Genomic DNA, 12,383 nt, shown 5'->3' on the forward strand with positions numbered 1-12,383 from the left:
AGGTTTTCCATGTCCAATAACACCATTGTCATTGTTGCAGGTGAAGCCTCTGGAGACATATTGGGGGCCGGTTTAATGAGGGCTTTGTTAAAACAACAGCCGGGCCTCAACTTTGAAGGTATTGGTGGCTCACAAATGATCGCCCTTGGTTTCAAAAGTTTGGTGCCTATAGAGCGCCTATCTGTCATGGGTTTGGTAGAGGTTTTGGGCTGCCTACCCGAATTATTATTGCTTCGAAGACGCCTGATTAAACGTTATACCCAACAGCCTCCTCTGGCTATGGTGGGCATTGATGCGCCAGATTTTAACCTTGTCTTGGAAACGCAACTCAAAGCCAGCAATATACCCACAGTCCACTATGTGAGCCCATCTGTGTGGGCCTGGCGCGAAGATCGGGTGTTCACTGTGGCGAAGGCATGCCACCGAGTGTTAGCACTATTGCCTTTCGAGTTGCCTTATTATGACCGCCACCAGATACCGGCTACATTTGTGGGCCATCCGTTAGCAGATGTCATTCCCGGTGTATTAACTCAGACACAGGCTAGGCAGGATCTGCAACTAAAAGACCAACCCGTGCTGGCTTTGCTACCAGGCAGTAGGGCCATGGAAGTCAAACAACTGGCGCCCGATTTTTTAGTTGCTGCGGCCATATTGCAAACCCAAAACCCAAATTTACAATTAGTATTGGCGGTGGCGAATCAGCAAAGAGAGCAACAGTTGAACGCTTTATTACAGGGCCACCCACATCTAAAGGTGACGCTGGTATTAGGCCAGTCTCACTTGGTTTTGGCGGCTGCAGACGCAGTGTTGGTGGCCTCGGGCACGGCTACTTTAGAAGCACTGTTGTTTGAAAAACCCATGCTAGTTTGTTACCGCTTAAGTCCAATTAGTTACCGTTTGTTCAAACGCAAACTTAAAATTTCTTTTGTGAGTTTACCTAATTTGTTGGCTGGTGAAAAAATAGTTGAAGAATTGCTACAGGACCAAGTACAGCCGCAGCTTATAGCAGATCATTTAGAGGTGTTATTGTTTAACCAGGTGGCAGCCGAAAAACAGCGCAGTCAGTTTGCTAATATACATCAACAGCTGGCTTGTGGCGCCGATATTAGTGCGGCTGAGGCTGTGATTGAAGTTATTGCAGAACACGGCGAAGATATTACCCGAGTGGGCAAGACATGAGCCAACAGGTGGCTATAATTACAGTGGCACCGAGAGTGGGTGTAGTTTGTGGTGTTGATGAGGCAGGCCGTGGGCCGTTATTTGGTGAGGTGGTTGCGGCAGCGGTGGTACTAGATCCGGCAAAACCTATTTTAGGTTTAGGTGACTCGAAAAAGCTTACTGAAAAAGTGAGAGAAAGGTTATACGAGCAAATTTATCAACACGCCATCAGTGTAGGTGTAGGTAGAGCCAGCGTTGAAGAGATTGACCAGCTGAACATATTACATGCCAGTATGCTGGCCATGCAGCGAGCAGTAGAAAGTTTGGACATGGTGCCAGATCTGGCATTAATCGATGGCAATTGCTGTCCTTCGCTAATGTGTGCAAGTGAAGCCATTATCAAAGGTGATGCGAAAGAAATCACCATTGGCGCAGCCTCAATTATTGCTAAAGTCACCCGCGATAGGGAGATGCTAGAATGGCATAAGCAATACCCTTGCTATGGCCTAGATAAACATAAAGGATATCCTACGCAGGCGCATATGAAAGCCTTAGACGAGTATGGTATCAGCCCACACCATCGGCGCAGTTTTGCGCCAGTACGACGTTTAATTGGAACTTAATATGACCCAAGCTGTACCCTTTGTGCATTTGCGCATGCACTCCGAGTTTTCATTGATTGATAGTATGATTCGTATCAAACCATTGATGAAAACACTGCAGGCAGAGCAAATTCCTGCCATCGCTTTAACTGACCAATCCAACATGTGTGGCATGATAAAGTTTTATAAAGCAGCGCAAGGTGCCGGTATTAAGCCTATCTGTGGGTGTGATATTTTCATTGCAGCAGGGCCTACAAGCGACTCTAGTGCCAGTCGCATTACTTTATTGGCTATGAATGCCAAAGGCTACCTCAACCTTACAGAGTTGGTGTCGCGCTCCTTTCAAGAAGGGCAGGCCGACGGTAAGGCCATTGTACAAAAGCAATGGTTGGCTGACAAAAACGAAGGGCTTATCGTGCTGTCTGGCGCCGCTCAAGGCGAAGTTGGTCGGGCATTAATAAATCGTGGTTTGGACGATGCCCAAGAGATTTTGAGATACTGGACCACTATTTTTGGCGACCGGTTTTATTTAGAAATTCAGCGTACAGGCCGTCAATACGACGAAGATTGTCTGCACCTTTCCGTTGAACTTGCACAGGTCGCACAAGTGCCATTAGTGGCAACCAACGACGTAATGTTCGTTTCTGCAGAAGACTTTGAAGCTCATGAAACGCGGGTGTGCATTAACCAAAGTATGACCTTAGATGACCCACGGAGGGTTAAGGCATACTCCAATCAGCAGTACTTACGCAGCACTGAAGAGATGCGGTCCCTGTTTGCAGATTTACCTTCTGCACTGGCTAATAGCGTACAGATTGCTAAGCGCTGTAATTTGGATATTGAACTAGGCCAATGTTGCCTGCCTAATTTTCCCGTGCCAGAAGGCATGACCATCGATGAGTTCTTTGGCCAGGTATCTCGCGATGGTCTGGATAAACGCTTACTAGTTATTTTGGATCCTTCAGACCCAGAATATCATCACAAACGTAAAACCTTTGATGATCGATTGGATTTTGAACTCAACATCATTTGCCAAATGGGCTTCCCAGGCTATTTTCTTATCGTTATGGATTTCATTCGTTGGGCCAAGGATAACGACATTCCTGTGGGCCCCGGGCGTGGCTCTGGTGCAGGATCTTTAGTGGCTTACGTGTTGGAAATTACTGACTTAGACCCACTGAAATACGATCTGTTATTCGAACGATTCTTGAATCCAGAGCGGGTATCCATGCCTGATTTTGACATCGATTTCTGTATGGATAACCGCGACCGCGTGATTGAATACGTGTCGCAAACCTACGGCAAGGATGCCGTATCTCAAATTATTACCTTTGGTACCATGGCAGCTAAAGCCGTAGTGCGAGATGTAGCTCGCGTGCAAGGCAAACCTTTTGGTTTGGCTGATAAACTGTCCAAATTAATTCCTTTTGAAGTGGGTATAACCTTAAATAAGGCCGTGGAGCAAGAAGACGCTCTGCGGGAGTTCATTGATAACAATGACGAAGTGCAAGAAATAATGGACATGGCTTATCAGTTGGAGGGACTAACTCGGAATGTGGGTAAACATGCCGGTGGTGTAGTAATTGCACCTACCAAGTTAACTGATTTTTCACCCCTATATTGTGATGTAGATGGTTCCGGTTTAGTCACCCAATATGACAAAAATGATGTTGAAGATGCAGGTTTGGTGAAGTTCGACTTCTTAGGTTTAAAAACTCTCACTGTTGTTGATTGGACCATGGGTATGATCAACGAGAGGCGCAAGGCCAAGGGCGAAGCAGCCATTGCTATCGAGACAATCCCCCTAGCTGATGAACCTGTTTACAAGCTACTTCAGGGAGCAGAGACGACCGGGGTGTTCCAACTGGAATCACGGGGCATGAAAGATCTTATTAAGCGACAGTTACCTAGTAGCTTTGAGGACATTATCGCTCTTGTGGCATTGTTTCGACCTGGGCCATTGCAATCTGGCATGGTAGATGACTTCATTAACCGTAAGCATGGCCGAGCTAAGCTCGCATGGCCCCATGAAGATTATCAGCTAGATGCATTGCAGCCGGTACTGGAACCAACTTACGGTATTATTTTGTACCAAGAGCAGGTGATGCAGATCGCTCAGGTGATGGCAGGCTACAGCCTTGGCGAGGCAGACATGCTGCGCCGTGCGATGGGTAAGAAAAAGCCAGAAGAAATGGCTAAGCAGCGGGCGGGATTTTTAGCTGGTAGTGTAGCCAACGGTATCGACGAAGGTTTGGCAGGCAATATTTTTGATCTGGTAGAAAAGTTTGCTGGCTATGGCTTTAACAAATCCCACTCTGCAGCGTACGCCTTAGTCGCCTACCAAACCGCTTGGCTCAAATGCCACTACCCTGCAGAATTTATGGCTGCTGTGTTATCAGCGGATATGCAAAACATCGACAAAATAGTTATTTTTGTTGAAGAGTGTCGGCGTATGGAACTGCCTCTCAACCTGCCCGATGTGAATGTAAGCCATTACAAGTTCACAGTGAATGATGCTAATGAAGTCGTTTATGGACTTGGTGCTGTTAAAGGAGTTGGCGAAGGGCCGGTGGCGGCAATTATTAATGCTCGTGAAGAAAGTGGCGACTTCATCGATTTGTTTGATTTCTGTAAGCGTGTTGGTAGTAAAAAAATCAACAAGCGGGTATTAGAAGCATTGATAGCTAGTGGTGCTTTAGACAACCTAGTGCCTAATAAAGAACGTTCTGTGCTTTATAGTGCCATCCCTGACGCTGTGCAATCAGCGGATCAAAGTGAGCGTAATGCTGACGCTGGGATGATGGATTTGTTTGGTGAAATGGCTACGCCAGTGGATGAATTGGCAGGTTTGGAACAAGCTTATGAGCGGCACATAGATGCCCGGCCTCTGACCCTTAAACAGCGGTTAAAAGGTGAAAAAGATACTTTAGGCTTGTATGTAACGGGTCATCCTATTGATAGCTACGATCATGAGCTAGGGCGCTTTTTACGCTGTCGTTTAGATCAGCTTATTGCTAAAAAAGACAAACAGTGGATAGCGGGTTTAGTGGTGGCAAGTCGAACCATGAAAACCAAGCGCGGTAAAACCATTGCATTTTTAACCCTAGACGATCGCAGAGCTAGGGTGGAAGTGGCCTTGTTTGGAGATAGCTACGAAAAGTACCGAGAGTTGTTACACAACGATCGCCTGCTCATCGTTGAAGGAGAGGTGTCAGAAGATGATTATTCTGGCGGTCTTAAAGTTAGTGCCCAGCAGATTCTTACTATGCCGCAAGCGCGTACTGTATTTTCAAAGGGTTTGCGTTTGTCGATAGCGCCAGACTTTGCGCAAGGTAAGGGTCTGCAGCAACTGCTAGGTATTCTTGCGCCCCATCAAGTGCGTGGCGATACGCCTGCGGCAAAACTTGAATTGCAGTATCAAAATAGTGTGGGGCGAGGAGTGATCCGTTGTGCCTCGCCATGGCGACTAGAAGTAGAAGATGACATGCTGCAAGAGTTAGCATATTTGTTAGGTGAAGATGCCGTTAAAATGCGCTACCGCAAATTATAAAATGTGTAAAATATAGGTTATAATAAACGCAATACTCGCCAGTCACACCTTTAAAGCTAGGCCTTATGAACCCAAATTATCTCGACTTTGAACAACCCATTGCCGATCTGGAAGCCAAGATTGAAGCCTTGCGCTTAGTGGGCAACGACAACGACCTTAACATCAGTGACGAAATAACCAAGCTTTCTGATAAGAGCGTTAGCTTAACTGAGTCTATCTTTTCTAATTTGAGCGCGGCTCAGGTATCTAAAGTATCTCGTCACCCACAACGCCCCCACACCATCGATTACATTGATAGCGTTTTTGATGAATTTGATGAGTTGCATGGTGATCGCCACTTTGGTGACGACCAGGCCATGGTGTGCGGTATTGCTCGCCTTAATGGTAAGGCCGTCATGGTCATGGGCCAAGAAAAAGGTCGCTCCACTAAGCAAAAAGTTGCCCGTAACTTTGGTATGCCGCGCCCAGAAGGCTATCGTAAAGCCCTGCGTATGATGCAGATGGCTGAACGCTTCAAAATGCCTATCCTTACCTTTATTGATACCCCAGGGGCCTATCCAGGCATTGATGCTGAAGAACGTGGACAAAGTGAAGCTATTGCTTTCAATCTTGCCCAAATGTCTGCCCTAAAAACACCCATTATAGCCACTGTTATTGGCGAGGGTGGCTCAGGTGGCGCCTTGGCTATTGGCGTATGTGACCAACTTAATATGTTGCAATATTCCACCTACTCAGTGATTTCGCCAGAAGGTTGTGCCTCCATCCTTTGGAAGAGTGCCGATTATGCCGCCGACGCTGCTAATGCGATGGGTATTACCTCTGACCGTTTGCACGACTTAGGTTTGGTGGATCATGTGATCAAAGAGCCGCTAGGTGGTGCTCATCGAGACGCTGAATTAGTTTCGGCAAGTATTAAATCGACACTGATTAGCCAGTTAGCTGAGCTTGAGCCAATGGAAATTGAAGCGCTTGTAGATCGTCGATATAAACGTTTAATGTCCTACGGACTAAGTTCTTAGGCCGCTCATTAGGGCCTGAAATTCCCTCCTATGTCATTCTCCCATTATCAACTAATCACTGACGCAGCAGGTTTGAAAGCTCATTTGCAAGCTTCTGGCTGGTTGATTGCCGTGAGTGGTGGGTTGGACTCTATGTGTCTGCTGCATGCGCTTGTGCTGCTTCAGCGGGATCATCATTGTCCGCCCCTACGTGTCATACATATTAACCATGGTCTGCAACTGCAAGCGGATCAATGGCAGCAAGATATTGAAAAAAAATGCCAAGATTATGGCTTGCCTTGTAGCAGTCATAAGGTCACCTTGTGCCCGCAAGAGCAGCGACAGCTTGGGTTAGAAGCAGCAGCTCGCAACGCTCGCTATGAGATATTTAAAAAGCATGTGCAGATGGGTGAGGTGATCTTGTTAGGGCAGCACGCTGATGACCAAACTGAAACCCTATTTTTACGGTTATTGCGCGGTGCAGGAGTTGCAGGTTTACGGGCAATGCCGCAGCAGCGAACGTTGGGTTTAGGTTGCCTTGTAAGGCCATTGCTGTATGTTCGCCAAACCGATCTTTATGACTACGCGCAAAGCCATCACTTAGACTGGTGTGAAGATCCCAGTAATCAAAACACTCGCTTTGATCGTAATTATTTGCGACATCAAGTGATGCCATTGTTGCGCCAGCGGTGGCCGGCATTAGATCAGCGAATGGCCACGGTTGCATCCTTAATGGGCGACACACAGGCCTTGTTAGATGAGATGGCATCGGCTGATTTAATGCTGATGCGCAAAGAGACTGAGGTTGGTGAGTGCTTACCTTGTGCAGAGATTCAAAACCTGAGCCGGGCCCGGAGGCATAACCTCTTGCGCTATTGGTTGGATCGACATCAGGTGCCTATGCCTAGCTATGTGACAATGCAAACTATCGATAGGGAGTTTCTCTATAGCGCCCTAGACGGTCAGCCTTACCTGCAATTGGGAGACTGGTGTTTGCGTCGCAATCAAGGTGATTTGCTGTTGATGCGCCGATCTGAGCAGCCTAATGTGGTAGCAATGAGTTGGATTTGCGATGTAGAGCTGCAGGCTTTGGTAAGTCGTTCAATTGCCTTACCTGATGGTGCGCTTTGCCTAAAGCAAGGAGCCAAGGTTGGCTTGGCCCTAGTGGAGGGCGATTGTTTAGAGAGACGCTTTAGAGTTGGTGGTGAGCGTTGCAGACCCTTGGGGCGAGCGCATAGCCAAAGCCTTAAAAAACTTCTGCAAGAAACGAAAGTGCCAGCATGGGAGCGAGATCAATTGCCCTTATTTTATGTTAATGGACAGCTCGCTATGGTGGCAGACTTGTGGGTAAATGTGGGTTTTGAAGCGGCCTTGGATGCCCCTTCTTGGTGCTGGCAAAAGGGCACTTAAAATACAGCTTTTGATTGTTCCGATTAGTCTCTTCTGGTATCCTACACTCCCATCTTAAGTCGGAAAATAAAACCTGAAAACGGGTTGCAGTTTCCGCGTCAAAAATTTATAAACGTTAGAGATATCCATCCACTTGTTAAACTAGTGGGCATGTATTCGCCATTGTTGCGGTGCTTTTGTGTGGTTGCTCTACCGTGTTTTAATTCAAATTGGTGTATGGTGCGCCACAATAAGACATAGGGCATTTCATGACTCGTTTCATCTTCGTTACTGGCGGTGTTGTATCTTCTTTGGGTAAAGGCATCGCTTCGGCATCTTTGGCCGCCATCCTAGAGGCACGTGGCCTCAAAGTAACCATGTTGAAATTAGATCCATATATTAATGTGGACCCCGGCACCATGAGCCCGTTCCAGCATGGAGAGGTATTTGTAACGGAAGATGGAGCTGAAACAGATTTGGACTTAGGTCATTATGAACGTTTTATTGATACTAAAATGTCTAAGAGTAATAACTTTACGGCAGGCCGCGTCTATGAACATGTGTTACGTAAAGAACGCCGTGGTGACTATTTAGGTGGTACGGTACAAATTATTCCACACATTACCGACGAAATTAAGCGCCGAGTATACAAAGGTTCTGAAGGTGCAGAGATTGCATTGGTAGAGATTGGTGGAACTGTTGGTGATATTGAATCACAGCCTTTCCTAGAAGCCATCCGTCAGATGAAGTTCGAGCTTGGTTCTGGCCGTGCACTCTTTATGCACCTTACATTAGTGCCTTATATCGCCACTGCAGGTGAAACGAAAACTAAGCCTACCCAGCATTCGGTAAAAGAACTACGCTCTATTGGTATTCAGCCAGATATTTTGGTGTGCCGCTCCGAAGTTGCTATTGAATTGCCAGAACGAAGCAAGATCGCTTTGTTTACCAACGTTGAACAGCGTGCGGTTATTTCATTACCTGATGCAGAGAGTATTTACACAATTCCAAGTTTATTAAAAGCGCAGGGTTTAGACGCCATCGTTATTGAACGCTTTGGCTTAGCTTGTAACGAAGCCGACTTAACTGAATGGGATGCAGTAGCGGAAGCAAAGCTAAACCCTAAACGGGAAGTCACTATTGCTATGGTTGGCAAGTACATGGAATTGTTGGACGCCTATAAGTCTTTGATTGAAGCGATTAGCCATGCAGGTATTAAGTCACACACCAAGGTTAATACTCGTTATATTGATTCTGAAGACATTGAAACGAAAGGTGTTGCATTGTTAGATGGTGTTGATGCGATATTAGTACCCGGTGGTTTTGGAGAGCGAGGCACGGAAGGTAAAATTAAGACTGTTCAATACGCACGTGAGAAAAAAATACCGTATTTAGGTATTTGTCTGGGCATGCAGGTTGCGGTGATTGAATTTGCCCGTAACGTAGTCGGGTGGAGTGATGCTAATAGTAGTGAGTTTGATGCAAGTTCAGAACATTGTGTTGTCGGTTTAATTACCGAATGGAAGGATGAGTCTGGTCAGCTTGAGCAACGTTCAGAATCGTCAGATTTGGGTGGAACTATGCGCTTAGGTGCGCAGCAATGTCGTTTACAAATTGGTTCTTTGGCTCACCAGTCATACAAACAAGAAGTGATTACGGAGCGTCATCGTCATCGCTATGAAGTGAATAATACATTTATTAAGCAGTTGGAAGTGGCAGGTCTGAAGGTTTCTGGCCATTCTATGGATGGCAGTTTAGTGGAAATGGTTGAGATAGTTGATCATCCTTGGTTTGTAGCCTGCCAATTCCATCCAGAATTCACCTCGACGCCCCGCGCTGGCCACGGTCTGTTTGAAGGTTTTGTGGGTGCAGCAATTATTCAGGCGAAAAGTAAATAATCACATAGTCATAATTTTAAGCTACTTGAGTAACAGGAGAATATTTTGGACCAATTAATTGCCGACATCCAGGCAAGGGAAGTGTTGGACTCTCGGGGCAACCCTACTATTGAAGCAGATGTATTACTGGCGGGTGGTGCTTTTGGTACCGCTTGCGCTCCTTCTGGCGCATCCACGGGCTCCCGCGAAGCTCTAGAACTTCGTGACGGTGACAAATCCCGTTATTTAGGCAAAGGTGTTATCAATGCTATTGCTGGCATTCATGGACCTATCTTAGAGCGTTTGAAGGGTATAGATGCAACTGATCAGCAGGCCTTGGATGCGGCCATGATCGAATTGGATGGCACAGAAAACAAAGAAGTTCTTGGTGCAAACGCTATTCTTGCTGTATCCCTGGCAGCAGCCAAAGCAGCTGCGGTATACAGAGGCATACCTCTATATGCACATATTGCTGAGCTCAACGGCACTGCAGGGCAGTACAGTATGCCCGTGCCAATGATGAATATTATTAATGGTGGTGAACACGCTGATAATAACGTGGATATTCAAGAATTTATGGTGCAACCAGTAAGTGCGCCTAATTTCTCAGAGGCTCTGCGCTGTGGTGCGGAAATTTTCCACGCCCTTAAAAAGGTGCTCCGCCAAAGGGGTTTAAGTACTGCCGTGGGTGATGAAGGTGGTTTTGCCCCCAACCTGCCTTCAAACGAAGCTGCACTGGATGTCATTGCTGAAGCAGTAGCGTATGCTGGCTATGAGCTTGGTAAGGATGTGACCTTAGCGTTGGACTGCGCCGCGTCAGAATTTTATGAAAATGGCACTTATAACCTAAGTGGTGAGGGTAAGTCCTTTGATGCTTCTGGTTTTGCTGATTACCTAACTGAGTTAACGCATAAGCACCCCATTATTTCCATTGAAGACGGCATGGATGAAAGTGATTGGGATGGTTGGCAAGATCTTACCCAAAAGTGTGGTGATCGTGTTCAGCTAGTAGGTGATGATTTATTTGTCACTAATACGAAAATATTGAGTCGGGGCATTGAGCAAGGTATCGGTAACTCTATTTTGATTAAGTTTAATCAGATCGGCACTCTTACTGAGACTTTGGCGGCAATCCGTATGGCTCAAAAAGCGGGTTTTAGTGTGGTTATTTCCCACCGTTCTGGTGAAACAGAAGACACTACTATTGCAGACTTGGCCGTAGCCACTGCAGCGGGCCAAATTAAAACGGGCTCACTATGTCGCTCAGATCGAGTGGCTAAGTATAACCGCTTACTACGAATAGAGCAGGAACTAGGTGCTGACGCTCCTTATCGTGGGCGTCAGGAAATTAAAGGCCAATAACAATTATTGACCTGGTCTAGGGAGCTCACGTTGGCTAATTATGGCCAAGGTCAGCTCCCTTTTTTGTTGATATATTTATGAAATGGTTAGTTGGATTAATATTAATCGCCTTAGTGGCTATGCAGTACAGCCTTTGGTGGGGGCAGTCTGGTTTGCTTGAAGTTGCACGCCTACAGGAGCAAATTACGGCTCAGGAAACGGTGAATGCGAGTTTGTCTGAGCGTAATCGACAACTCCATGCCGAGGTATTGGACTTGAAGCAGGGGATCGCTGCCATTGAAGAACGTGCACGCCACGATCTCGGTATGGTCAAACCTAATGAAACCTTTTACCAACTCGTGGAAGATTAATGAATAGTTTGGAATTACAGCCTCTGCAGTGGCCTGTTGAATGGGCCCATGCCTCTGGTGTGCCCCAGTCTAAAGCTCATATTAAATCCCATTGCAGTGATTTTATAGTCACAGAGGACCTAGGTTACGAGCCTTGTGGTGAGGGAGAGCACGTTTACCTCGACATCACTAAAACTGATACTAATACGGATTTTCTAGCGCGTAATATTGCAAAACTTGCGGGTGTGCCTGCTAGGCAAGTTAACTACTCAGGTCTGAAGGATCGCCGAGGTGTCACTAGACAATGGTTTGGGGTGCATCTACCAGGAAAGGCAGAAGCTGTAGATCCCGATTGGCAACAGTTGCAAAACTCAGAGGTCCATCTGCACCAAGTAGTTAGGCATCAGCGCAAGCTAAAAACCGGAGTGCATCAGGGTAATTTTTTTGCAATTCGTTTACGCAATATAAAAACTAGTGAAGCTTTAGAACAAAAACTCTTCATAATTTCACAGCAAGGTGCACCTAATTATTTTGGTGATCAGCGGTTTGGGCGCCAGGGTGGTAATCTTGGTCTTGCCTTGTCGATGATGCAAGGTAAGCGTATAAAGGACCGCTTTAAGCGCGGTATGGCATTGTCATCAGTTCGTTCTTACCTATTTAACCAGCTTTTGAGTAAGCGTGTGGACGATGGTTCTTGGCTAAAAGCTGCTGTGGGTGAACGCTGTATGTTTAGTGATGGGTTTAGTCAGTTTGATGCGTGTGCATCCACTGACTTAGCCGCTGTCCAACAGCGCATCGATACGGGTGATTTAGCCCCAACCGGCGTCATGGCTGGGCGTGTTGGCAATCCTCTAGTTACTTCTGCAAGTATTTATGAAGCACAAGCCCTAGATCCATGGCAGCCTTGGATAGAAGCCTTAGTTGTGCAAAATATGACCGCCCAAAGGCGTAGCTTGCGCTTATGGCCGAAAGCCTTTAGCTGGCGTTGGTGTGAAGGCGATGTATTGGCGCTAAATTTTCATTTGATGCGGGGCAGTTACGCGACCGCATTGGTGCGAGAAATAGCCCAGGCAGAACAACCCCAATGACAACTAACAAAAGCAGTCAAGGCAAGGAGT

The 12,383-nt window shown here is 46.5% G+C and carries 9 protein-coding genes; all 9 read left to right on the top strand.

Annotation, left to right across the window (positions count from 1 at the left end; translation table 11 throughout):
* Positions 1-9: 9 nt before the first annotated feature.
* Positions 10-1,179 carry a lipid-A-disaccharide synthase gene (lpxB, locus tag ABXT70_RS01885; RefSeq protein ID WP_443641491.1) on the top strand — a complete coding sequence of 390 codons (1,170 nt, stop codon included), beginning with the start codon at positions 10-12 and terminating at the stop codon, positions 1,177-1,179.
* On the top strand, positions 1,176-1,781 hold the full coding sequence (gene rnhB, locus ABXT70_RS01890) for a ribonuclease HII (protein WP_443641492.1): 606 nt from the start codon (positions 1,176-1,178) through the stop codon (positions 1,779-1,781). Before lpxB ends, rnhB begins: the two co-directional genes overlap by 4 nt.
* A 1-nt stretch (position 1,782) precedes the next feature.
* On the top strand, positions 1,783-5,310 hold the full coding sequence (gene dnaE, locus ABXT70_RS01895; protein WP_443641493.1) for a DNA polymerase III subunit alpha: 3,528 nt from the start codon (positions 1,783-1,785) through the stop codon (positions 5,308-5,310).
* Positions 5,311-5,375: 65 nt separating this feature from the next.
* Positions 5,376-6,329, top strand: a complete 954-nt coding sequence (locus tag ABXT70_RS01900; RefSeq protein ID WP_443641494.1) for an acetyl-CoA carboxylase carboxyltransferase subunit alpha — start codon at positions 5,376-5,378, stop codon at positions 6,327-6,329.
* 30 nt (positions 6,330-6,359) lie between these two features.
* Positions 6,360-7,718 (top strand): tRNA lysidine(34) synthetase TilS, encoded by a 1,359-nt coding sequence (tilS, locus tag ABXT70_RS01905; RefSeq protein ID WP_443641495.1) that lies wholly within the window; start codon positions 6,360-6,362, stop codon positions 7,716-7,718.
* A gap of 248 nt (positions 7,719-7,966) precedes the next feature.
* Positions 7,967-9,595, top strand: coding sequence for a CTP synthase (locus tag ABXT70_RS01910; RefSeq protein ID WP_443641496.1), 1,629 nt, complete (start codon positions 7,967-7,969; stop codon positions 9,593-9,595).
* A gap of 45 nt (positions 9,596-9,640) precedes the next feature.
* Positions 9,641-10,936 carry a phosphopyruvate hydratase gene (gene eno, locus ABXT70_RS01915; RefSeq protein ID WP_443641497.1) on the top strand — a complete coding sequence of 432 codons (1,296 nt, stop codon included), beginning with the start codon at positions 9,641-9,643 and terminating at the stop codon, positions 10,934-10,936.
* 77 nt (positions 10,937-11,013) lie between these two features.
* Positions 11,014-11,286 (top strand): cell division protein FtsB, encoded by a 273-nt coding sequence (gene ftsB / locus ABXT70_RS01920; protein WP_443641498.1) that lies wholly within the window; start codon positions 11,014-11,016, stop codon positions 11,284-11,286.
* Positions 11,286-12,353 (top strand): tRNA pseudouridine(13) synthase TruD, encoded by a 1,068-nt coding sequence (truD, locus tag ABXT70_RS01925; RefSeq protein WP_443641499.1) that lies wholly within the window; start codon positions 11,286-11,288, stop codon positions 12,351-12,353. The genes ftsB and truD overlap by 1 nt, the downstream gene beginning before the upstream one ends.
* The last annotated feature ends 30 nt before the right edge of the window (positions 12,354-12,383 follow it).

The organism is Candidatus Njordibacter sp. Uisw_039 (assembly GCF_047730075.1).
Taxonomy (GTDB): domain Bacteria; phylum Pseudomonadota; class Gammaproteobacteria; order Pseudomonadales; family Balneatricaceae; genus Njordibacter.